Annotated in this window: 15 protein-coding genes; 10 read left to right on the top strand and 5 right to left on the bottom strand. The window is 75.1% G+C overall.

Features of this window, described 5'->3' with window-relative positions; translation table 11 throughout:
* A partial coding sequence (locus tag ACFC1F_RS34550) for a DEAD/DEAH box helicase (RefSeq protein WP_376164377.1) occupies positions 1 to 1,255 on the bottom strand: 1,255 nt, incomplete at its 3' end.
* A 715-nt stretch (positions 1,256 to 1,970) separates the two neighbouring features.
* Here ACFC1F_RS34550 and ACFC1F_RS34545 point away from each other — a divergent pair.
* Entirely contained in the window at positions 1,971 to 2,699 is a 729-nt protein-coding gene (locus tag ACFC1F_RS34545) for a ferritin-like fold-containing protein (RefSeq protein ID WP_209411161.1), read from the top strand.
* 6 nt (positions 2,700 to 2,705) lie between these two features.
* Here the strand turns inward: ACFC1F_RS34545 and ACFC1F_RS34540 are convergent, their stop codons facing one another.
* From ACFC1F_RS34540 to ACFC1F_RS34530, 3 genes are all read right to left on the bottom strand, one after another.
* Positions 2,706 to 3,023, bottom strand: a complete 318-nt coding sequence (locus ACFC1F_RS34540; protein WP_209411162.1) for a hypothetical protein — start codon at positions 3,021 to 3,023, stop codon at positions 2,706 to 2,708.
* A 145-nt stretch (positions 3,024 to 3,168) separates the two neighbouring features.
* Positions 3,169 to 3,396, bottom strand: coding sequence for a DUF3107 domain-containing protein (locus ACFC1F_RS34535; RefSeq protein ID WP_148643034.1), 228 nt, complete (start codon positions 3,394 to 3,396; stop codon positions 3,169 to 3,171).
* A 131-nt stretch (positions 3,397 to 3,527) separates the two neighbouring features.
* A complete protein-coding gene (locus ACFC1F_RS34530) occupies positions 3,528 to 4,190 on the bottom strand; it encodes a TetR/AcrR family transcriptional regulator (RefSeq protein WP_209411163.1) in 663 nt (220 codons plus the stop codon).
* 208 nt (positions 4,191 to 4,398) lie between these two features.
* On the opposite strand from ACFC1F_RS34530, the gene ACFC1F_RS34525 reads away from it, so the two are divergent.
* The 5 genes from ACFC1F_RS34525 (at position 4,399) to moeZ (ending at position 11,067) form a co-directional block, all read left to right on the top strand.
* Positions 4,399 to 5,322 carry an alpha/beta fold hydrolase gene (locus ACFC1F_RS34525; RefSeq protein ID WP_376164374.1) on the top strand — a complete coding sequence of 308 codons (924 nt, stop codon included), beginning with the start codon at positions 4,399 to 4,401 and terminating at the stop codon, positions 5,320 to 5,322.
* 376 nt (positions 5,323 to 5,698) lie between these two features.
* Complete coding sequence (locus tag ACFC1F_RS34520; RefSeq protein ID WP_376164372.1) at positions 5,699 to 7,333, top strand: DUF3492 domain-containing protein; 1,635 nt, start codon at positions 5,699 to 5,701, stop codon at positions 7,331 to 7,333.
* Positions 7,333 to 8,508 carry a hypothetical protein gene (locus ACFC1F_RS34515; RefSeq protein WP_376164370.1) on the top strand — a complete coding sequence of 392 codons (1,176 nt, stop codon included), beginning with the start codon at positions 7,333 to 7,335 and terminating at the stop codon, positions 8,506 to 8,508. Before ACFC1F_RS34520 ends, ACFC1F_RS34515 begins: the two co-directional genes overlap by 1 nt.
* Positions 8,509 to 8,602: 94 nt before the next feature.
* Positions 8,603 to 9,604, top strand: a complete 1,002-nt coding sequence (locus ACFC1F_RS34510) for an NAD(P)-dependent oxidoreductase (protein ID WP_209411167.1) — start codon at positions 8,603 to 8,605, stop codon at positions 9,602 to 9,604.
* Between the two features lie 284 nt (positions 9,605 to 9,888).
* Entirely contained in the window at positions 9,889 to 11,067 is a 1,179-nt protein-coding gene (moeZ, locus tag ACFC1F_RS34505; RefSeq protein ID WP_376164368.1) for an adenylyltransferase/sulfurtransferase MoeZ, read from the top strand.
* 118 nt (positions 11,068 to 11,185) lie between these two features.
* Here the strand turns inward: moeZ and ACFC1F_RS34500 are convergent, their stop codons facing one another.
* A complete protein-coding gene (locus tag ACFC1F_RS34500; protein ID WP_376164366.1) occupies positions 11,186 to 13,978 on the bottom strand; it encodes a flippase-like domain-containing protein in 2,793 nt (930 codons plus the stop codon).
* A 134-nt stretch (positions 13,979 to 14,112) separates the two neighbouring features.
* On the opposite strand from ACFC1F_RS34500, the gene ACFC1F_RS34495 reads away from it, so the two are divergent.
* The 4 genes from ACFC1F_RS34495 (at position 14,113) to ACFC1F_RS34480 (ending at position 22,639) form a co-directional block, all read left to right on the top strand.
* Positions 14,113 to 14,469, top strand: coding sequence for an MGMT family protein (locus ACFC1F_RS34495; protein ID WP_209411168.1), 357 nt, complete (start codon positions 14,113 to 14,115; stop codon positions 14,467 to 14,469).
* A 113-nt stretch (positions 14,470 to 14,582) separates the two neighbouring features.
* Positions 14,583 to 17,921: an ATP-dependent helicase gene (locus tag ACFC1F_RS34490; RefSeq protein ID WP_376164364.1), complete on the top strand. Its 3,339-nt coding sequence runs from the start codon at positions 14,583 to 14,585 to the stop codon at positions 17,919 to 17,921.
* Positions 17,922 to 17,978: 57 nt separating this feature from the next.
* Positions 17,979 to 21,236, top strand: coding sequence for a UvrD-helicase domain-containing protein (locus ACFC1F_RS34485; RefSeq protein WP_376164362.1), 3,258 nt, complete (start codon positions 17,979 to 17,981; stop codon positions 21,234 to 21,236).
* A gap of 191 nt (positions 21,237 to 21,427) precedes the next feature.
* Positions 21,428 to 22,639 (top strand): PP2C family protein-serine/threonine phosphatase, encoded by a 1,212-nt coding sequence (locus tag ACFC1F_RS34480; protein ID WP_376164360.1) that lies wholly within the window; start codon positions 21,428 to 21,430, stop codon positions 22,637 to 22,639.
* Positions 22,640 to 22,836 lie beyond the last annotated feature (197 nt).

Raw genomic sequence — 22,836 nt, 5'->3', positions numbered from 1 at the left:
TGCCGGAGCCGCCCTTGGCACCGCCGCGGCCCCGGCCGCCCGCCGCACGCGAACCGCGCCCGCCGGTCTCGCCGAGGTCCTCGACCTCCTCCGCGCCGAGCCCGGCCCGGGTCCGCTCCGACCGCGGCAGCACACCGGTGGTGCCCTTGGCGATCTTCAGCAGCTCGTACAGGTGCGCCGAGGTGGAGTAGGTCTCCTCCGGCTCGTTGAACGGCAGGTCCAGCGCCTTGTTGATCAGCTGCCAGCGCGGGATGTCGTCCCAGTCGACCAGCGTGACCGCGGTGCCGGAGGCGCCGGCCCGGCCGGTGCGGCCGATCCGGTGCAGGTAGGTCTTCTCGTCCTCGGGGCACTGGTAGTTGACGACGTGCGTCACGCCCTCGACGTCGATGCCGCGGGCCGCGACGTCGGTGCAGACCAGCACGTCGACCTTGCCGTTGCGGAACGCGCGCAGCGCCTGCTCGCGGGCGCCCTGGCCGAGGTCGCCGTGGACGGCGCCGGCCGCGAAGCCGCGCTGGGTCAGCTGGTCGGAGACGTCGGCGGCGGTGCGCTTGGTCCGGCAGAAGATCATCGCCAGTCCGCGGCCGTCGGCCTGCAGGATGCGCGACACGACCTCGACCTTGTCGAGCGAGTGCGCACGGAAGATGTGCTGCTCGATGTTGGCGACGGTGGTGCCGGTGTCGTCCGGGGCGGCGGCCCGGATGTGGGTCGGCTGGCTCATGTACCGGCGGGCGAGGCTGATGACCTGGCCCGGCATGGTCGCCGAGAACAGCAGGGTCTGCCGCTTGGCCGGCAGCATGGTGAGGATCTTCTCGACGTCGGGCAGGAAGCCCAGGTCGAGCATCTCGTCGGCCTCGTCCAGGACGAGCGCGCGGACCTGCGCGAGGTTCAGCTTCTTCTGCCCGGCGAGGTCCAGCAGGCGGCCCGGGGTGCCGACGACGATGTCGACGCCCTTCTTCAGCGCCTCGACCTGCGGCTCGTAGGCCCGGCCGCCGTAGACGGCCAGCACGCGCACGTCGCGGACCTTGCCGGCGGTCTGCAGGTCGTTGGTGACCTGGGTGCAGAGCTCGCGGGTCGGGACGACGATCAGCGCCTGCGGGAAGTCGCTGAGCTGCTCCTCGGTGGCGCGGCCGGCGTCGACGTCGGCGCGGACGACGACCCGCTCGATCAGCGGGAGGCCGAAACCGAGCGTCTTGCCGGTGCCGGTCTTGGCCTGGCCGATGACGTCGTGGCCGGTCAGCGCGACCGGGAGGGTCATCTCCTGGATGGGGAAGGGGTGGACGATGCCGACGGCCTCCAGGGCCTCGGCGGTCTCCGGGAGGATCCCCAGGTCCCGGAAAGTGGTCTTGGTGGGTTCAGCGGTGGTGGACAGGGTGCTGCCTCTTCCGTGTGGAGGGGCCGAGAGCGAGCGGCGGGCGGGCAGCCGCGCGGCTGCGTAGGGGCCGGTACGGCCCTGATGACAGCTGCGCGGACGCACAACCGCGCCGGTCCCTGCGGCCGGCCGGTCCGCGGGGCCCGGTGAGGGGCGCGGTCACGGCGGCGTCGGGGAGGATTCCCGTGAGGGACCTGCGCGGGACCTTCGCCGGGCGGCGCGGTCTCGGCGGCCCTCGCTCGGCCACTGATGCGGTGCCAAGGCTTGAAGTCCAAGCCATGGTCGGAGCCGATCGGCTCTCCGACCGGGCATCCGCGTACGTGAGGACCCGGCTTCCGGTACGGACACGCCCTGAGGGGCGGTCCCGCTACGGAGCGGGCTTGCCCGGCGCACCGAGACGGCGGTGACACCGTGCGAGCACTACGGGTCTCCCTACCACCATACCGTGACGCGACGACTCGAACACGTGACGCGCATGACATCGCTGCTCGGAGGCCCTGCGGGGCCGCCCGCGGCCCGTCCGCCGGGCGACCGGCACGCCCGGGGCAGGCCGCGCCGCCGTGCGTGTGCCGGAGGGCGGGCGGGACTAAGGTGGCCGGTCATGGAGACCCATGGTGAGACGCAGGACGACGGGGCCGGTTCGATCGGGGACTGGGCGAGCTGCTCGGCCGACCCCGGCTACCGGGCGGCCGTGCTGGACCTGCTCGGCGCCCTCGCGTACGGCGAGCTGAGCGCCTTCGAGCGGCTCGCCGAGGACGCCAAGCTCGCGCCGGACCTCGCCGACAAGGCCGCGCTGGCCCGGATGGCCTCCGCCGAGTTCCAGCACTACCAGCGGCTGCACGACCGGCTCGCCGAGGTCGGCGCCGACCCGCAGGAGGCGATGCGGCCGTTCGTCGAGCCGCTGGAGCTGTTCCACCGGATGACCGCGCCGTCGGACTGGCTGGAGGGTCTGGTCAAGGCGTACGTGGGCGACGCGATCGCCACCGACTTCTACCGCGAGGTGGCCGTCCGCCTCGACGACGACACCCGCGACCTGGTCCTCGGCGTCATGTCGGACACCGGGCACGCCCGGTTCGCGGTCGACAAGGTGCGGCAGGCCATCGAGGCCGACCCGCGGGCCGGCGGCCGGCTGGCGCTCTGGGGCCGGCGGCTGATGGGCGAGGCGCTGAGCCAGGCCCAGCGGGTCGTCGCCGAGCGGGACGCGCTCTCCAACCTGCTGGTCGGCGGCGTGCAGGTGCAGGGCTTCGACCTGGTCGAGGTCGGCAAGATGTTCAACCGGATCACCGAGGCGCACACCAAGCGGATGGCCGCGCTGGGGCTGGCCTCGTAGGGCGGGTCAGGCGTGCCGGTGCCGGCGGTGCGCGCCGGCCCGGTGCGGGTGGTGCCGGTGGGCGGGCTGGCGCCCGGCCGCGAGGTCGGGCCGGGCCAGCACCGAGGTGAGCAGGGCCGAGGCGACCGCCGCGATCGCGATGCTGGCCGCCGGGAACCGGCCGTCCAGCGTGAAGTGCGCGATCACCCCGGCGAGCAGTGCCGAGACCAGCGCCGTTCCCGTCGTCAGTACCCGCCCGGACGGGAAGTACGCGGGCAGTGACATCAGCGCTCCGGCGCCGACGATCAGACCGACGAGGGCGAAGGCGAGCGTCTCGACCAGCAAGGATGCCTCCCGGGGTGGGTGCGGGCGCGCGGCGTCCGGTCGGCCGCACTGTCGCCGTACCCCCGTCCTCCCGGCCGTACACGCGCGGCCGCGGAACGCGAAGGTGCCCCGTTCCCCAAGGGGGAGCGGGGCACCGCGGTACAGCTCAGAGCGTGCCGAAGCCGACCTTGCGGGCGGCCTGCTCGCCGATCTCCACGTACGCCAGGCGCTCGGCCGGGACGATGACGCGGCGGCCGTGCTCGTCGGTCAGCGCGAAGAGCTTCGAGGTGCCCTCCAGCGCCTTGGCGACCGCGCTCTCGACCTCATCGGCAGTCTGCGAGCTCTCGATCACGATCTCGCGCGGCGCGTTCTGCACGCCGATCTTGACCTCCACGACTTCCGTCCCTCCGGGGTTGCAGCCATCCACGCGCGGTTCCGGACCGCCTGGGACAGGCGATCTCGGCGACCGCGCCGTACGGCTTCACCATAGAGCACCGGATCAAGGCCGAGGCGAAGGTCCGTGGATCACTGCTCGGCGGCGGAGTCCTCGGGCTGCTCGGAGGCGGGGTGCATCGGGAAGCCCTTCAGCCCGCGCCAGGCCAGGCTGGCGACCAGCCGGACGGCCTCGTCGCGCGGGATCTCCAGCCCCTGGGAGAGCCAGTAGCGGGCGGTGATCTGGGCCAGGCCGCAGACCCCGGCGGCGAGCAGCTTGGACTCGGACTCGGGGAGGTCGGTGTCCTCCTGGATGACCTTGCTGACCAGCGTCGCGCTGGCCTCCGAGGCCCGCTCGACGCGCTCGCGCACGGCCGGCTCGTTGGTCAGGTCCGACTCGAAGACCAGCCGGAAGGCGCCGGACTCGCTGGAGACGTAGTTGAAGTACGCCTCCATGGTCGCGGCGACCCGGAGCTTGTTGTCGGTGGTCGTCGACAGCGCGTCACGGGTGGACTCGACGAGGGCGTCGCAGTGCTTGTCCAGCAGTGCCAGGTAGAGCTCCAGCTTGCCGGGGAAGTGCTGGTACAGCACCGGCTTGCTGACCCCGGCGCGATCGGCGATGTCGTCCATGGCGGCCGCGTGGTAGCCCTGCGCGACGAACACCTCCTGGGCGGCACCGAGCAGTTGTTCACGGCGGGCGCTTCGCGGCAGGCGGGCACCGCGCGGGCGCTCCTGCGCCTCCTGGATGGCCGTCACGGCGCTCCTCACTTCACGGGTTGATCGGGGCTGGCAAGATGACCGATTCTACTTTCCGGTAACCGCATTCGCGCTTGGCGAGCGCCAGAAAAGCTGAGAGCTCCCTTGTCAGGAGCCCACAATACGGCGCTGACCACGGGTGACGGCAGTGGTGTGACGAGGGACGGGAGATCCCCGCCGGGCCGTCGGCTCACTACCATCGTCCACCATGAGCAGCGCTGAGCAGCAGATACGCACAGAGGCGGGGGAGCCCGCAGCGTTCCGTACGGTCGAGGTGCCCGGTGCGGCGCTGGCGGTCCACCGGCCCGGGGGCGGTGCGGCCGGGGGGCGGGAGCCGGCCCTCTTCGTGCACGGGCTCGGCGGCTCGGCCGGCAACTGGACGGCGCTGATGGCGAGGCTCTCCGGCCTGGTCGACGGCGAGGCCGTGGACCTGCCCGGGTTCGGCCGCTCCGCGCCGCCCGCCGACGGCAACCTCACCGTCTCCGGGCACGTGCGCGCGGTGATCGGCTACCTGGAGGCGGCCGGGCGCGGTCCGGTGCACCTCTTCGGCAACTCGCTCGGCGGCGCCGTCTCCGTCCGGCTCGCCGCGCTCCGGCCGGACCTGGTGCGCAGCCTCACCCTGATCTCGCCCGCGCTGCCCGAGCTCCCGCCGCAGCGCACCGCCTGGCCGACCGGCCTGCTCGCGGTGCCCGGCGTGCCCGCGCTGCTGCGCCGGCTGCCGGCGAACGGGCGGAGCGCCGAGGACGCCACCGAGGGCCTGCTGCGGCTGGTCTACGGCGACCCGGACGGGCTGTCGCCGGACACCCGGGCCGAGGCGGTGGCCGAGTACCGGCGGCGCAGCGAGCTGCCGTACGCGATGCAGGTGCTGACCGCCTCGGCGCGCGGGATCGTCTCCGCCTACACCGAGCGCGGCGACCAGGCGCTCTGGCGCCAGGCCGGTCAGGTGAAGGCGCCCACGCTGCTGGTGTACGGGCTGCGGGACAAGCTGGTCTCCTACCGCTCGGCGCGGCGGGCCTGCGACGCCTTCGCGGACGCCCGGCTGCTGGTGCTGCCGGACTCCGGGCACGTGGCCATGATGGAGCACCCGGAGCAGGTGGCCCGGGAGGTGCGGGAGCTGCTCGCGCGGGCCTGAGGGCCGGTGCGGATCAGAGCGCGCGATAACGCCCCGCTCCGGGGCGAGGTCACGGCGGTTCACTCGTTCAGGTGGCAGCCAGGCATGTGACCGATGGATCGCCGGGGGCCGGTCCTACCTTTCTGCTGTCGGACCGAACAGGTGTGGGGGAGTCGCGGCCGCCGGAGATCCCGGAGGGCGGCCGAGGGCAGGGGCGCCGGGGCCGGTGCGCACCGCCGGCCCGTGCCGCGGTGCGCCCGGCCACGGGCGCCGCGGCCGGTCCGGACTCCTTCGCCCGGGCCCCTCCCCGCGCCGTCCCGCGGGGCTCCCGGGAACCGGCCAGGCCGCACAGGCAATCCGTCGATCCGCTCCGATCCGCTCTGCTCTGGAGGTCTCCGTGCGCGTTGCTCTGATCACCGAGGGTGTGCGTCCATACCCCCAGCGTGGTACCGGCGGCTGGTCCGACCGGCTGGCCGAGGGCCTGCACGAGCACGACTTCGAGCTGTACGTGCTGGCGGGCCCGGGGGCCGCTGCCGGTCCCCGGGGCGGCAGGCCGGGAGTGCACGAGCTGGCCCTCTGGGGGCGCCGCCCGGCCGGGCGCCTGCCGGGGGCACTGCGCAGACGGCAGTACGCACGGGCGTACGAGGGGCTGGTCCGGGCGCTGGTGATGCCGGGGGAGCGGGCCTCGTTCGGCGCCGGGCTGTACCGGCTGGCGGCGCTCGCCCGGGAGGACGGTTCGCTGTCGGCGTTCCTCGCCTCGGCGCACGCACGGCGCACGCTGGAGCGGGTCTGGCGCTCACCCGGCGCCGACACCTCGGCCGGGCAGCCGCTGGTCTGCGACGTCCTGGTCGGGGCCGACCTGCTGGAGCAGTGCCTGCGTCCGCTCTCCGCGCCCTGGTACGGCACCGGGCCGGGCGGCCTGGGCGGCGCCGATCTCTGCCACGTGGTCGGCGGCGGCCCGGCCGCGCTGCCCGCGCTGGTGGCCAAGCAGCTGCACGGGGTGCCGTTCGTGGTCACCGAGCACGGCCTGCACCTGCGCGAGCAGTACGCCGGCTACCGCGAGGCGCCGTACCGGTGGCCGGTCCGGGCGCTGCTGCTCTCCTTCTTCCGGGCGCTCACGGAGGAGACGTACCGGCAGGCCGCGATACTGACCCCCGGCAGCGCCCACGACCAGCAGTGGCAGCGGCGCTGCGGGGCCGACCCGGCGCGGACCAGGGTGGTCCACGAGGGCACTCCGGCGGTGGCCCGGGCGGCGGCCGGCCCGGAACCGTCCGCGCCGACGCTGGTCTGGGCCGGCGCGCTGGAGCCGGGCCGGGACACCGAGCTGATGCTGCACGCCTTCGCGCGGGTGCGGGCCGGACTGCCCGCGGCACGGCTGGTGGTCCACGGCGAGGAGGCCGTCCGCGGCTACCGGGCGCACTGCGAGGCGGTGGCCGGGCGGCTGGGGGTGGCCGACGCGGTGGAGTTCGCCGGGCGGCCGGAGTCGACCGCGCGGGCCTGGGAGGGCGCCACGGTGATCGTCTTCTCGGCACTCTCCCAGCGCAGCCCCCGGCTGCTGGCCGACGCGATGCTGAGCGGCCGGGCGGTGGTCTCGACCGATGTCGGGGTGGCCCGGGAGGTGGTCGGGCCGACCGGGCTGCTCGTCCCGCCGCGCGATCCGCAGGCGCTGGCCGCCGCCTGCCTGGCGCTGCTGCGCGACGAGGAACGGCGGGCGAGGCTCGGGCTGGCCGCGCGGCTGCGCGCGCAGGAACGCTTCGCCGTGGAACCGGTGATCGGCGCGTTCCGGGAGATCTACCTGGAGCTGGTCTCGCAGTGGCCGGCGTTCCCGGCGGCGGTCGGCGGTGAGGCGGGCGTGCAGCCGCGCCCGTTCGCCCGGCCCGCCGAGTACTGGCTGGCGGACCGTACGGGTGGGAAGGGCGCGGCGGGCCCGGAGGCCGCCGGGGCGGACGGCGCCGCGGACGGCGCGGAGCCGGGCGAGGACGGTCCGGCAGCGGTGGCCGAGCGGCCGGGCGCCCTCGCGGAGGCGGTCTGATGGCGGGCGGCGGCGGCCCGGCGGCCGGGGTGTCCGGTGCTACCGGTGCGCCCGGGCTCTCCGGTGCGCCCGGGCTCTCCGGCGATCCGGTCCGGGAGGTGATGGCCGAGCACCGGCTGCTCTGCGAGCGGGCGGTCGACCCGTTGGAGATCGCCGTCGGGCTGGAGGAGGCCGGCCTGGGCCAGGAGGCGGCCGCGCGCTGCCGGCACGCCGACCTGTTCGGGCTCGCGGAGGAGCTGTACGCCCGGGTACCGCGCCGCCCGCCCGCGTGGTCGGCGGCCGGGGAGGCGGACGCCGGGGCCGCCGGGAGCCGGCAGCGGAGCTGCGGCGCGGCGCTGCGGGCGTCGGTGCTGACGGCGCTGCCGGTCGCGGCCTCCGCCGCCCTCGGCGGCCGGTGGCCCGTGCTGCTGCCGGCGGCCGTCCCGCTCGCGCTGCTGCCGGCGCTGCCGACCGCGTCGGCGGAGCCCGTCCCGTCCGGACCCTGCGCCACCGCCGGCCCCGAGCTCGGCCCAGCCGCCGCCCTGCCGGAGGCGCCGCACCCGGCCGGGCCGCGGCGGTGGCGGCCGGCCGCGCTGGGGTACGGGGCCGGGGTGGCCGGGCTGCTGCTGCTCCCGCTCGCCGGGGCGGTCGGCGGCCCGGGTGACGGCCGGGTGACGGTCGCGCTGGTGCTGGCGGCGGCGCTGTCGGCCGGGTCGGCCGAGTGGGCCGCGCGCTGGTTCCGGCACGTCGGCGGCGGTCATCTGCGGACGGCGGGCACCCTCGCCGAGTTCAGTGCCCGGATGCGGCCGGTGCTGCCGGTGGCCGTCGCCCTGCACCTGGCCGTGCTGACGGTGCTCAGCTTCGCCGCGCTCGCCGTGCTGACCGCCCTGGCCCCGCGGCCCGGCCCGGGCCACGACGGCGGGCTGCTGCACCTGGCGGCCGAACGCGCCGGCCCCGCCCAGTGGGCGGCGCAGGGCGTGCTGGGCCTGCTGCTGGTGCTGACCGCACTGCTGGCGCGGTGCGGCCGCCACCGCGGCGCCGCGCTGGGCGCGCTCGCCGGGTCGGCGGCCGCCGCGGTGCCGCTCGTCCTGGGCCGGTCCGCTCCGGTGGCCGGGCTGCTCGGCGGCGGGGCCGTCGCCCTGGCGCTGCTGGCGTACGCGTGGCCGGCGCTCGGCCGGGCCGACGCGTACCGCTGACGGTCCGGCCGCCGTCCGTTCCTCCTGCTTGCTGCTCGTTCTCACTCTGTCCGCCAGGTCGTTCCCGACCTCGCTTCGTGGAAGGACACCCCCGATGAGGGTGCTGCTGCTGGGCGCCGACGGCTTCATCGGCCGCCGGGTCACCGATCGTCTGCTCGTGGACCAGGAGTTGCAGGTGACGGTGCTCGGCCGGCGTGACTCGGCCGACATCCGCTTCGACCTGACCGCGGGCAGCCCGGGCGCGCTGGCCCGGTTCCTGGACGCCGTCGCGCCCCAGGTGGTGATCAACTGCGCGGGCGCCACCTACGGCAGCTCCCGCAGCCTGATCCGGGCCAACACGCTGGCCGTCGCCACCGTCTGCGAGGCGATCCGGCGCAGCCGCGAACCGGCCCGGCTGGTGCACGTCGGCTCGGCGGCCGAGTACGGGCCGGTGCCGGGCGGGGTGCCGGTGTCGGAGAGCGCCGAGCCGCGCCCGGTCGGCCCGTACGGGGTCTCCAAGCTCGCCGGGACGGAGCTGGTGCTGGCCTCCGGGCTGGACGCGGCGGTGCTGCGGGTGTTCGACGTGGTGGGCCCGGGGGCGCCGACGGCGTCGCTGTTCGGGCGGCTCGCCGAGGGCCTGCGGCGGGCGCTGGAGCGGGACGAGCCGCAGGTGCGGATGCCGGACCTGTCCGGATACCGGGATTTCGTGGACGTCAGGGACGTCGCCCGGGCGATCCAGGCGGCGGCGGTCTCGGCGGCCACCGGAGTGATCAACATCGGCAGCGGGCACGCCGTCCGGGCCCGGGAGGCGGCCCAGCACCTGGTCCGGGCGTCCGGGTTCGAGGGGGCGATCGTGGAGGAGAACCGGCAGGTCCTGCTGCCCGCGCAGGCGGGCGGGCCGGTCGAGCACGCCGGCTCGCACCCGGGCCAGCACCACCTGCCCGGGCACCGTTCGCCGGAGCCGCGGCCGGCCGAGGGCAGGGGCCCGTCGGGTGAGCCGGTGCCGTGGCGGCAGGCGGACGTGCGGACCGCCCGGGACCGTCTCGGCTGGCGGACACAGGTGCCGCTGGAGGAGTCGCTGGGGGACGTCTGGCTGGAGACGGCCTGCCGGGTCTGACCCTCCGGGCGGTCACCGCGGCCCGGCGCCCCCGGTCCGGCCGGGGGCGCAACGGCCCGGTGGCGACCGGCCGGTGCGCCCGTGACCGGCCGGGCCGCGGCCGTGCGCGGGCCGTTTTGGCCGGTCCCAGCATCCGACGTCGCTCGTCTCGCCAGTCGGACGGGCTGTCTCGGAATACCGGGGCGGCGTGACACTGTTGGCGTAGCAGAGCCACCTCGGTGGCGGAGCAACAAGCCACAAGAGGTTGGCCCTGGCCACCTGAACTGACGACCATCGGAGTCCCCGTGTCGCTGCCACCCCTGGTCGAGCCGGCCGCCGAGCTCACCGTTGACGAGGTCCGCAGGTACTCCCGCCACCTGATCATCCCCGACGTGGGCATGGCCGGGCAGAAGCGGCTGAAGAACGCCAAGGTGCTGTGCGTCGGCGCCGGCGGCCTCGGCTCGCCCGCGCTGATGTACCTGGCCGCGGCGGGCGTCGGCACCCTCGGCATCGTCGAGTTCGACGTGGTGGACGAGTCCAACCTGCAGCGTCAGATCATCCACGGCCAGTCGGACATCGGCCGCTCCAAGGGCGAGTCGGCGCGGGACTCCGTCAAGGAGATCAACCCCTACGTCGACGTGATCCTCCACGAGGAGCGCCTCGACAACTCCAACGTCATGGAGATCTTCTCCGGCTACGACCTGATCGTGGACGGCACCGACAACTTCGCCACCCGTTACCTGGTGAACGACGCCGCGGTGCTGCTCGGCAAGCCGTACGTGTGGGGCTCGATCTACCGCTTCGACGGCCAGGCCAGCGTGTTCTGGGCCGAGCACGGCCCCTGCTACCGCTGCCTCTACCCGGAGGCCCCGCCGGCGGGCATGGTCCCGTCCTGCGCCGAGGGCGGCGTGCTGGGCGTGCTCTGCGCGTCCATCGGCTCGATCCAGGTCACCGAGGCGATCAAGCTGCTGGCCGGCGTCGGCGACCCGCTGGTCGGCCGGCTGATGATCTACGACGCCCTGGAGATGAACTACCGCCAGGTGAAGGTCCGCAAGGACCCGAACTGCGCGCTCTGCGGCGAGAACCCGACGGTCACCGAACTGATCGACTACGAGGCCTTCTGCGGTGTCGTGTCGGACGAGGCGCAGGCCGCCGCCGCGGGTTCGACGATCACCTCGAAGCAGCTCAAGCAGTGGCAGGACGACAAGGAGGACATCTTCCTGATCGACGTCCGCGAGCCCGGCGAGTACGAGATCGTCAACATCCCCGGCGCGGTGCTGATCCCGAAGAACGAGTTCCTGATGGGCGACGCCCTGGGGTCGCTGCCGCAGGACAAGAAGATCGTGTTGCACTGCAAGTCGGGCGTGCGCTCGGCCGAGGTGCTGGCCGTGGTGAAGTCGGCCGGCTTCGCCAACGCCGTCCACCTCGGCGGCGGCGTGCTCGGCTGGGTCAACCAGATCGAGCCGCACAAGCCGGTCTACTAGCAGCAACCGGAAGACGTCGAACACGTGCGAAGGGCCCGCCGGATCCGGCGGGCCCTTCGGCGTTCCGTCGCCGGGCGCCCCGCCGTCCGGAGGTGCGGCCCGGCGGAGCACCCGTCGGTTACAGCGCGCCCTTGCGCTGGAGCACGTTGTAGGAGATCCAGCCGGGCAGCACCGGCAGCCAGAAGGTGAGCGCCCGGTAGAGGAAGACCGCCGGGGTGGCGATCGCCGGGGGCACGTCGGCGACGGTGAGCGCACCGATCAGCGCGACCTCGACCGGGCCGATGCCGCCGGGGGTGGGGATGGCGGAGCCGGCCGCGTTGGCGGTCAGGAAGACCACCGCCACCGCCGAGAAGCTGATCGAGCCGCCGAAGGCGTGCACCGAGGCGTCCAGGCAGGCGGTGAAGGAGAGCGAGAGCAGCAGGACGCCGCCGAAGCCGGTGACCAGCTTGCTGGGCGTCTGCATCAGGTCGAGCATCCGCGGCACCACGCCGAAGAACAGCGAGCGCAGCCGGTTCAGCACGAACCGCCGCAGCGGGGCGACGGCCGCGACCACCAGGGCGAGCACGGCGGCGGACAGCACCCCGATGATCACCGCGCGGGAGGCGGAGAGGTCCCCGTTGGTCTGGCTGCCGGTGATCAGGCCGAAGCTGAACAGCAGCAGCAGGTGCCCGGCGAGGTTGGCCAGCTGGGAGGCGCCGACCGAGGCGACCGCCTGCCCGGAGCGGATGCCGGCCTTCTGCAGGTAGCGGGTGTTCAGCGCCATGCCGCCGATCGCGGCCGGTGCGACCAGCTTGACGAACGACCCGGCCAGCTGGGCCGCGACGGTGCGGCCGAAGGGCAGCTTCTCCGGGACGAAGCCGGTCAGGTTCATCGAGGCGGCGACGTGGCTGAAGGCGGCCGCGGCGAGGGCCGCCGCCGCCCAGGCCCAGTCCATCTGGGAGAGCTTGAGCTGGGCCGGCTTGATGGTGGTCAGTGCCAGGTAGGCGGCGAAGGTGAGCGCGATGACCATGATCAGGGTCTTCGGCTTCAGCCGTTCCAGCTTGGCCGTCTCGGTCGGCGCCTCGGGCGCGATCTGGAGGATCTGGCCGCGGATCCGGCTGAGCAGGTCCTCGCCGGCCGTCGCGATGTCCTCCTCGGCCTGCTGCTGGGTGCGCTCGCCGGCGGCGACCTGCTCCAGCGCCCGGGCCCGGGCGGCGGCCTTGCGCTCCTTGGTGAGCTTCTTCAGGTCGACGCGGGTGGAGCGGCTCAGACCGACCGGCTGCAGCAGCGGCAGTGCCTGGGCGACCCGGTCGGCGCCGAGCACGGCGTTGGCGGTGGCCACCGCCCGCTCGGGGCCGATCCGCAGCGCGAAGGTGGTGAGCAGCTGGGCGACGTCGATGCGCAGGGTCAGGTCGGTGGCGGCGATGTCGCCGCCGGAGAGGTTGACCAGGCAGGCCGTCTTCTCGTCGACGACCAGCAGCGACTCGCCGGTCAGCCGGCGGTGCGCGATGCGGCGCTCGTGCAGGGCGGCGACGGACTCCCAGAGCGAGGCCATCACCTGGTCGGTGACCTCCTCGTCGGTGAGGTCGTCCAGGGTGCGGCCCTCGACGTTCTCGTAGACCAGGATCGCGGCGTCCGGGCCCAGCTCCGAGGTGGCGACCAGCTGGGGGGCGCGGGCGCCCGAGGCGGCGGCCGCGTAGGCGATCAGCGCCTCCTGCTCCAGCGCCTGGCGCAGCGACTGCGGGCTGCGGCGGACGGCCACCGAGCGCAGCCGCAGCCGCCGCCAGGCCCGGTAGAAGAAGCCGGAGGCCTGCTGCTCGCGGTCGACGATGTGGACGTCCAGCGGCGGGCCGCTCTGCTGGGCGACGAAGTAGCGGCGGGTGCCGCCGGGCGCGTCCGGGGCGCGGTGGGCGCTGGCCGGGGTGAAGCCGACCTTGCGCAGGCCGATCATCAGGTGCTGGCCGGTGGGCCGGATGTTCGGCGAGCCGATCGCGTAGAGCGTGCCGTAGGCGACGGACCAGCCGATCAGGACGGTGAGCAGCAGCGAGAGGGGGGTGGTGAAGCCGCCGAGCAGCTCGGTGATCCCGCTGAAGACCACCACCACCCAGAGGGCGACCCGCCAGCGCGGCCGGCTCGACATGCCGACCGCGGTCATGTAGGCGATCACCGGTGCCAGGTAGCCGTGCACCGGGTCGGTGAGGGTGCCGTTGCTGTCCAGCGGCAGCCGGGTGAGGGCGTCCCGGATGTGGTCGGAGGCGCCCTCGGCGACCCACCAGTCGATGCCCAGCGAGACGCCGTAGGCGAGGACCGAGGCGAGCACGCCGTCGGCGACCCGCAGGCCGTCGCGCTTGATCAGCCGCTCGACCGCGAAGGCGAGCGGGACGGCGAGCACCGCGACGCTGGAGACCAGGCCGGTGATGGTGGTGAGCACCGGGGAGAAGCGGGGCGCGTTGGAGGCGATGTCCAGCTCGATGCCGGTGGTGGTCGAGGTGGCCACACCGGCCAGGACGAACACCGCGACTATGCCGAGGACGCCGACCAGGAACCGGATCAGGTCGGACGGGCGGTGCGCGCGGGCGGCGAGCAGCGGCTCGTCGACGTCCAGGTGCGGGGTGTCGTCGGCGGGCTCTGCGGGCTCTGCAGGCTCGGCGGGCTCGAAGAGGCCGGTGGGCCCGGCCACCTCGTGCGCGCCGGGCGGCGCGGGCTGCTGGGCCGGGACGCCGGTCGGCGCCGGCCCGTCGGCGGGGGCGGCGGCGCGCTCGGGCGCCTCGGTCTCGGCGTCGGTCGGCTGCGGGGTCTTGATCGTCCGGTCCTTGATCAGGGAGACTTCCGGGGACGGCTCGGCGGCGGGCGCACCGCCGGGACCCGCGGGCATGGCGTCGGTGGACTCGTCGGAGTCCTCGTCCACGTCCACGTCTGCCGTCCCGGTCATCTGGTCTTGTCCTCGTATCACCACTCACCGCCCCGAAGATGGTGGCATGCCGCAGCACCCCGTGCTGGACAGGGGGCGGATCGGGCGCGGCGGATCGTTCGCACGGGTCCTTGCATCCTCCCCCATAAGGAAGAATGCCCCAGGTGACGGACGCTGACGACGACGGCGACCGCGGCGCTCTGCCGCCCTTCGCCGAACTGGTGCTCGACCTGACCGAGCGGATTCCACCCGGCAGGGTGATGACCTACGGGGACGTTGCCGAGTACCTCGGCCAGGGCGGCCCCCGGCAGGTCGGGCGCGTGATGGCACTCTACGGCGGTGCCGTGCCCTGGTGGCGGGTGATCCGCGCGGACGGCCGCTTCCTGCCCGGCCACGAGCACCGCGCCCTCGCCCACTACGGCGAGGAGGGCACACCGCTGCGCGAGCTCGCCGACCCGCCCCGGGTCGACCTCAAGCGGGCCCGGTGGGACGGCGGGCCCGCGGGGGATTGAGCCGAAGCGGGTGCGCGGACGGGAATGACGGGGCAGGATCGTAGGCTCGATACGGACGGGCCCCCGCGCGGGGCCCGCCTTCCGTGGCCCGCAGCACAACCCCCAGGACATCCGTGAGCTCCCCCTACCGTCTGGTGCGCAGCCCCCTCGCGCAGCCGGCCCCGCCCGTGCTGGACGACTACCAGCGTGCCGTGGCCGAGCACACGGGCGGCCCGCTCCTGGTGCTCGCCGGGCCCGGGACGGGCAAGACCACGACGCTGGTGGAGGCCGTCGCCCGGCGGATAGAGCGCGGCACCGACCCCGAGCGGATCCTGGTGCTGACCTTCAGCCGCAAGGCCGCGATGGAGCTGCGCGACCGGATGTCCGCCCGGCTCGGCACCTCCTCCGCCGCCCCGCGCCCCACCGCGCTGCGGTCCCCGCAGGCCACCACCTTCCACTCCTTCAGCTACGCCCTGCTCCGAGCCCACCAGGACCCGCAGGAGTACGCCGAGCCGCTGCGGCTGCTGTCCGGCCCCGAGCAGGACGTCATGGTCCGCGAGCTGCTGGCCGGCGGCGCCGAGGACGCCCGCCTCGGCGGCGGCCGGATCTCCTGGCCGCTCGACCTGCGGGCCTGCCTGACCACCCGGGGCTTCGCCGACGAGGTCCGCGCCGTGCTCGCCCGCAGCCGTGAGCTGGGCCTGGGCGAGGCCGAGCTGGAGCGCTTCGCCGAGGGCGTCCAGCGCCCCGACTGGGCCGCCGCCGCCCACTTCCTCGCCGACTACCTGGACGTGCTCGACCTGCGCGGCGTCCTCGACTACGCGGAGCTGGTGCACCGCGCCGTCCTGCTCGCCGAGCGCCCCGAGGTGGGGGAGGAACTGCGGGCCCGCTACGACGTGGTCTTCGTCGACGAGTACCAGGACACCGACCCGTCCCAGGTCCGGCTGCTGCGCCGGCTGGCCGGCGACGGACGCGAGCTGATCGCCGTCGGCGACCCGGACCAGTCGATCTACGCGTTCCGCGGCGCCGACATCAACGGCATCCTGGAGTTCCCGCAGACCTTCCGGCAGGCCGACGGCAGCCCCGCCGACGTCAAGGTGCTGCGCGTCTCCCGCCGCTCCGGCGCCGTCCTGCTCGCCGCCTCCCGCGAACTGGCCCGGCGGATGCCGATGGGCCGGCTGCCCGCCGAGAAGCTCGCCCAGCACCGCGCCCTGCTGCCCTCCCGCGAGGGCGGCCGGATCGAGGTGTACACCTACCCCACGCCCGGCACCGAACTGGACTCGATCGCCGACCTGCTGCGCCGCGCCCACCTGGAGGACGGCGTGCCGTGGGGCGAGATGGCCGTCCTCGTCCGGGCCGGCGCCCGGTCCATCCCGGGCGTGCGGCGGGCGCTCGGCGCGGCCGGCGTCCCGCTGGAGATCGACGGCGACGACCTGCCGCTGCGCGAGGAGCCGGCCGTCGCCCAGCTGCTGCTCGCCCTGCGGGTCTGCGCCGAGCAGGCCCACCGCGACCGGAACGCCCCCGAGGCACCGGACCCGCTCACCACCGAGCTGGCCCACACCCTGCTCACCGGCCCGCTCGGCGGCATGGACGGCTCCGACCTGCGCCGCCTCGGCCGCGCCCTGCGCGAGGAGGAACGCGCCGCGCTGCGCGCCGACGGCCGGCCCGCCGCCGTACCGCGTCCGGCCGGCGAGCTGGTCCGCGAGGCCCTCGCCGAGCCCGAGCGGCTGATCGCCCTCGACCCCGCCTACGCCCGGCGCGCCCGCGACCTCGGCACCCTGCTGCGCAAGGTCCGCGAGCGGCTGGCCGGCGGCTGCACCGCCGAGGACGCGCTCTGGGAGCTCTGGGACGGCAGCCGCCGCTGGCGCGAGCGCCTGGAGCGGGCCGCGCTGCGCGGCGGCGCCGGCGGCCGCAACGCCGACCGGGACCTCGACGCGCTCTGCGCCCTGTTCGAGACCGCCGCCCGCGCCGAGGAGCAGGTCACCGGCCACCGCAGCGCCCTCGACCTGCTCGCCGAGCTGGAGGCCCAGGACATCGCGGCCGACACCCTCACCGTGCGGGCCGTCCGCCCGGAGGCCGTCCGGCTGATGACCGCGCACCGCTCCAAGGGCCTGGAGTGGCGCCTGGTCGTGGTCGCCGGTGTCCAGGAGGGCCTCTGGCCGGACCTCCGCCGCCGCGGCTCACTGCTGGAGGCCGACCGGATCGGCCGCGACGGTCTCGCCGAGCCGCTCTCCCCGGCCGCGCTGCTCGGCGAGGAACGCCGGCTCTTCTACGTCGCCGCCACCCGGGCCCGGGAGCGGCTGATCGTCACCGCCGTCAAGGCGCCGGCCGACGACGGGGACGAGCCCTCCCGCTTCCTGCGCGAGCTCTACCGCGAGGACGTCGACCCGCGCACCGGCAGGGTGCTGCGCCGCACCCCGCCGGCCACCGTCGAGGACGTCACCCACCGTCCGCGCCGACCGCTCGCGGTCGCCGCGCTGGTCGCCGAGCTGCGCGCGGTCACCGTCGACCCGGCCCGCGCCCCCGAGCTGCGCCGCGCCGCGGCCGAACGGCTCGCCACCCTGGCCCTGGCCGCCGACGAGGACGGCCAGCCGCTGGTGCCGTCCGCGCACCCCGACCGCTGGTGGGGCCTGGACGACGCCACCGCCGCCCCCGACCCGCTGCGCAGCGCCGACCTGCCGGTCCGGCTCTCCGGCAGCGGCCTGGAGCAACTGGAGAACTGCTCGTTGCAGTGGTTCCTGGACAAGGAGGTCAAGGCGCGCGGCTCCTCCTCCGCCGCCCAGGGTTTCGGCAACGTGGTGCACGCCCTCGCCGACGAGGTCGGCTCCGGCCGCACCCCGGCCGACCTCGCCGTCCTGATGGAGCGGCTGGACACGGTCTGGGACGCCCTGGCCTTCGACGCCCCGTGGAAGTCCCACCAGGAGAAGACCGAGGCGCGGGCCGCCCTGGAGCGTTTCCTGCACTGGCACGTGCTCCAGCGCGGCCGCGACGTCGTCGCCACCGAGCACGGCTTCGACGTCACGCTGGACGCCGGCGGCGTCTCGGTGCGGATCCGCGGGTCGATGGACCGGGTCGAGAAGGACGAGGCCGGGCGTGCCTACGTGGTCGACTTCAAGACCGGCAAGGAGGTGCCGACCGACAAGTCGCTGCCCGACCACAAGCAGCTCGCCGTCTACCAGCTCGCCGTCCGGGCCGGTGCGCTCAACGAGCTGCCCGGCTTCGACGGCCGCGCCCCGGAGTCCGGCGGCGCCGAGCTGGTCCAGCTGCGCAAGCCCGACAAGGGCGCCCCGGACGCGCCCAAGGTCCAGCGGCAGGAGCCGCCGGAGGGCGAGCCGTGGATCGAGAACCTGCTCGCCGACGCGGCCGGGCGGGTGCTCGCCGAGCGGTTCGTGCCGCAGACCGGCGGCGGCTGCGACCGCTGCTCGTTCCGCCGCAGCTGCTCGGCCCAGCGGGACGGCGCCCAGCTCGTCGAGTAGTGAGGCTCACGCCGGCCGGACGCCCGTCCTGTCGGTGCCCCCCGTTAACGTTGCGGGGTGACCGCCGTGCTCGACCATCCCGACCAGCTCAAGGAGCTGCTCGGCATCCCCTTCAACCGGGAGCAGATGGCGGCCGTCGGCGCCCCCCTGGAGCCGGCCGTGATCGTGGCCGGCGCCGGCTCCGGCAAGACCACCGTGATGGCGGCCCGGGTCGTCTGGCTGGTCGGCTCCGGCGCGGTGCGGCCCGAGGAGGTGCTCGGCCTCACCTTCACCAACAAGGCCGCCGGCGAGCTGGCCGAGCGCGTACGCTCCGCCCTGCGTCTCTGCGGGCTGGGGGTGTCCCCGGCCGAAGGCTGGGGGAGGGCCGCCGAACCGCACGAGGAGTCGCTCGGCGAACCCGAGATCTCCACCTACCACGCCTTCGCCGGCCGGCTGCTCAAGGAGCACGGCCTGCGGATCGGCATAGAGCCGGACGTCCGGCTGCTCGCCGACGCCACCCGGTTCCAGCTCGCCGCCAAGGTGCTGCGCACCGCCCGCGGGCCCTTCCCGGCCCTCACCGGCACCTTCGCCAACCTGGTCGCCGACCTGATCGCGCTGGACGGCGAACTCGCCGAGCACCTGGTCGAGCCGGCCACCCTGCGCGCCTTCGACGAGGACCTCCTCGACACCCTGGCCGGCGTCAGGCTGACCAACGACGACCTGCGGGCCGTCCCCGGCACCGCCCGGGCCCGGCTGGAGCTGCTCCGCCTGGTCGAGGAGTACCGGCGCCGCAAGGCCGCCGCCGGCCTGATGGACTTCGGCGACCAGATAGCCGCCGCAGCCCGGCTCGCCCAGGAGCGCCCCGAGGTCGGCGCACTGCTGCGCAGCCAGTTCCGGGTCGTCCTGCTCGACGAGTACCAGGACACCTCCGTCGCCCAGCGGCTGATGCTGGCCGGCCTCTTCGGCGCCGGCCCGGACGGGCGGGGCGGCGGCCACCCGGTCACCGCCGTCGGCGACCCCTGCCAGGCGATCTACGGCTGGCGCGGCGCCTCCGTCGCCAACCTCGACGAGTTCCCCCGGCACTTCCCGAAGGCGGGCGGCGAGAGCGCCGCCCGGTACGCGCTGAGCGAGAACCGGCGCAGCGGCGGGCGCCTGCTGGCCCTCGCCAACGAGCTGGCCGCCCCGCTGCGCGCGATGCACGAGGGCGTCGAGGCGCTGCGCCCGGCCCCCGGCGCCGAGCAGGACGGCTACGTCCGGGCCGCGCTGCTGCCCACCCACGCGGAGGAGGTCGACTGGCTGGCCGACTCGATCGCCCACCTGGTGCGCACCGGCACCGCGCCCGGCCGGATCGCCGTGCTCTGCCGGGGCGGCGCGGCCTTCCCCGACATCCACGCGGCGCTGGTCGCCCGCGAAGTGCCGGTCGAGGTGGTCGGCCTCGGCGGGCTGCTCCAACTGCCCGAGGTGGCCGACCTGGTGGCGGTCTGCGAGGTGCTCCAGGACCCGACCGCCAACGCCGCGCTGGTCCGGCTGCTGATCGGCCCGCGCTGGCGGATCGGCCCGCGCGACCTGGCCCTGCTCGGCCGGCGCGCCGCCGACCTGGTCCGCACCGCCCGGCCCGAGGGCGTCGAGGCGCTGGCGGCCGCCGTCGCGGAGACCGACCCGACCGAGGTGGTCTCGCTGGCCGACGCGCTGGAGACCTTCCTCACCGGCCCCTCCGGCGACGAGGGCCAGCCCGACGAGCTGCCGTTCTCCGCCGAGGCGCGGCTGCGCTTCGCCCGGCTCGCCCGCGAGCTGCGCGAGCTGCGCCGTTCGCTGGCCGAGCCGCTGATGGACGTGCTGCACCGGGTGCTCACCGTCACCGGCCTGGAGGTCGAACTCGCCGCCTCCCCGCAGGCGTTGGCCGCCCGCCGGCGGGAGACCCTGCACGCCTTCCTGGATGTCGCGGCCGGCTTCTCCGACCTGGACGGCGACCCGGGCCTGCCCGCCTTCCTCGGCTTCCTGCGCGCCGCCCAGGAGTACGAGCGGGGCCTGGACAGCAGCCTGCCCGGTGGCGAGGACACCGTGAAGGTGCTCACCGCGCACAAGTCCAAGGGCCTGGAGTGGGACGTCGTCGCCGTCCCCGGCCTGGTGAGGGGCGCGTTCCCGTCGTCCAGCGCGCGCGAGCGCTGGACCAGCACCAAGCGCGTGCTCCCGCACGCCCTGCGCGGTGACGCGGCCACCCTGCCCGACGTGCGCGGCGGCTGGAACAGCAAGTCGATGACCGCCTTCAAGCAGGCCCTGGCCGAGCACTCCGGCACCGAGGAGCTGCGCCTGGGCTACGTCGCCTTCACCCGCCCGCGCTCGCTGCTGCTGGCCTCCGGGCACTGGTGGGGGCCCAGCCAGAAGACCCCGCGCGGACCGTCCGCCTTCCTGGAGCAGCTGCGCGAGCACTGCGAGCGGCCCGGCGCCGGCGAGATCGAGCACTGGGCCGAGCAGCCGCCCAAGGGCGCGGAGAACCCGGCGCTCGCCGCGCCGGCCGAGCGGCCCTGGCCGCTGCCGCTGGACCCGGCCGCGCAGCACGCCCGCCGCCGGGTCGCCGAGGTGGTGTACCGGCGCCTGGCCGGGCAGCCGGCCGCCGAGCCGGAGCCGATGGCGGCCGAGGACCGCCGTCAGGTCGAGTCCTGGGACCGCGATCTCACCGCGCTGCTGGGCGAGTTGGAGCGGTCCCGGCGCAGCGTGCGGGAGGTGCCGCTGCCGGCCGCGCTCTCCGCCACCCAGCTGCTGCGGCTCGCCGCGGACCCGGACGGCTTCGCGCACGACCTGGCCCGGCCGATGCCGCGCCCGCCGCAGCCCGCGGCCCGCCGGGGCACCCGCTTCCACGCCTGGGTGCAGTCCCGGATCGAGCCGCTGCTGCTGATCGAGCCGGGCGCGCTGCCCGGGGCGGACGACGACGGCATCGAGGACGAGCAGGACCTGGAGCGGCTCAAGGAGGCGTTCCTGCGTACTCCGTACGCGAACCGGGAACCGTACCGGGTGGAGGCGCCGTTCCAGCTGGTGCTCGCGGGCCGGGTGGTGCGCGGCCGGATCGACGCGGTCTACCGCGAGGGTGACGGCCGGTCAGAATCCGGCGGCGCGTCACGCTACGAAGTGGTGGACTGGAAGACGCACCGCGAGGAGACCGCGGACCCGCTCCAGCTCGCGGTCTACCGGGTCGCCTGGGCCGAACAGTTGGGCGTTCCGCTGGAGCAGGTCACGGCGTCGTTCCTGTACGTCCGCAGCGGCCGGATCGAACAACCCGCAGGACTTCCCGACCGAAAAGAGTTGGAACGGCTCCTGATCGGGAACAGTGAAGAATGAGTCACGCAGAGCATTCAAGTCATCACGGCAACGGGCGAAACCTGTGCGTAGTGCACGTTTCGTGCCTATTGTGGGGTCGGTAACCGGTCAACCCCCGTGCTCCGGCCGCCAGCGAGGCCCGTAGTCCCTAACCCTCAGTCATCACCGCAGGTGCCCACGGGCATCGGCGTCTTCTGCTGGAGAGACCGAAGTTGAGCGCGACCGGATGGATCAGAGAGCGGTTCGCCGGGCCGACCCCGGGGGCCGCTCCGGGCGCGACCGGCACCTGGCCGAGGACGGCACTGTCGCTGCCGTTCATCGGCATGGCGCTGGTCGTCGTCCTCGACTACACCACTGACGCCGCGGTGACCGTCGAACCGGCCCTCACCGCGGTCCCCGCGCTGGCCGCCGTGGTCAGCCGCCGAACCTGGTACCCGCTCGCGATCGGCCTCTGCACCGAGGCCGTCGCCTTCCTGATGGCCTTCCACAACGACGTGCTCGGCGAGTCCGTGCACAGTGCGACCGTCTTCGCCATCGTGCTGGTCGCCGCGATCGGCTGGGTCAGCGCCACCCTGCGGCTGCGCCAGGAGAAGGCGCTCGCCGACGCCCAGCTGGTCGCCTCGATCGCCCGCCGGGTGCTGCTGCGGCCGGTCCCCGACCGGGTCGGCACCGTCCGGGCCGCCGTCCACTACGAGGCCGCCGCCGCGCACGCCCGGATCGGCGGCGACCTCTACGAGGTGGTGAACACCCGGCACGGCGTGCGGGCCGTGGTCGGCGACGTCCGGGGCAAGGGGCTGGGCGCGGTGGAGACGGCCGCCGCCGTGCTCGGCGCCTTCCGCGAGGCCGCCCACCAGGAGCCCGCCCTGGAGCGGGTGGCCGGCTGGCTCGCCGTCAGCCTCGACCGGGCCCTGCACGAGAACGACCACCCGGGAGTGGAGGAGGAGTTCGTCACCCTGGTGCTGATCGGGGTCCGGCCCGACGGCACCGCCGAGATCGTCAACTGCGGGCACCCCGCGCCGCTGCTGCTGCGCGGGGGCGAGGACGTCCGGCCGCTGGAGCTCGCCGAGACGGTGCCGCCGCTCGGCGTCCTCGACCCGGCCGACGTCCGGCCGCCGGTGCACCGCGTCCCGCTGCGGCACGGGGACCGCGTGCTGCTCTTCACCGACGGCGTCATCGAGGCCCGCAACCGGGCCGGCGTCTTCTACCCGCTCGCCGAACGGCTGCCGCGCTGTGCGGACGGCCGCCCGGCGGACGTCCTCCAGCGCCTGCACGAGGACGTCGTACGCCACGTCGGCCGTCAGCTCGGCGACGACGCGGCCATGCTCCTGCTCCAGTACGACCCTCCCCCGGCCGCCGGCCAGGGGGACCTCCCGGCGGTCGGCGCCCAGCTGCCGCACCAGAACGGCCTGCTGACCAGGCACTGACCGGGCAGTGACCAGGCGCCGACCGGGCACTGATCAGGCGCTGACCGGGCACCGACCGGGCGCCGGGCGGTCCGGGCGGCGGCCGGCTGGTGGTGGCGGGGTGGAGGGGCCACCCGGCCCACCCCCCGGGGGGGGGGCGCGACCCCACGCCCCCGGGGGGGCGGCCGGGCCACCGCGGGGCCCGGCCCCGCCCCCCG

It is taken from the genome of Kitasatospora sp. NPDC056181 (assembly GCF_042266225.1).
Taxonomy (GTDB): Bacteria; Actinomycetota; Actinomycetes; order Streptomycetales; family Streptomycetaceae; genus Kitasatospora.
Note: the sequence above shows the minus strand (reverse complement) of the source record. Positions and strands in the feature narration are given on the sequence as shown.

What these genes read in the sequence shown, in the direction of transcription:
- ACFC1F_RS34495 (WP_209411168.1), top strand. Translation starts at nt 14,113, where the DNA reads ATGCCCCAGGTGACGGACGCTGACGACGACGGCGACCGCGGCGCTCTG.
- ACFC1F_RS34525 (WP_376164374.1), top strand. Translation starts at nt 4,399, where the DNA reads ATGAGCAGCGCTGAGCAGCAGATACGCACAGAGGCGGGGGAGCCCGCA.
- ACFC1F_RS34500 (WP_376164366.1), bottom strand. Translation starts at nt 13,978, where the DNA reads ATGACCGGGACGGCAGACGTGGACGTGGACGAGGACTCCGACGAGTCC.
- ACFC1F_RS34515 (WP_376164370.1), top strand. Translation starts at nt 7,333, where the DNA reads ATGGCGGGCGGCGGCGGCCCGGCGGCCGGGGTGTCCGGTGCTACCGGT.
- ACFC1F_RS34510 (WP_209411167.1), top strand. Translation starts at nt 8,603, where the DNA reads ATGAGGGTGCTGCTGCTGGGCGCCGACGGCTTCATCGGCCGCCGGGTC.
- ACFC1F_RS34545 (WP_209411161.1), top strand. Translation starts at nt 1,971, where the DNA reads ATGGAGACCCATGGTGAGACGCAGGACGACGGGGCCGGTTCGATCGGG.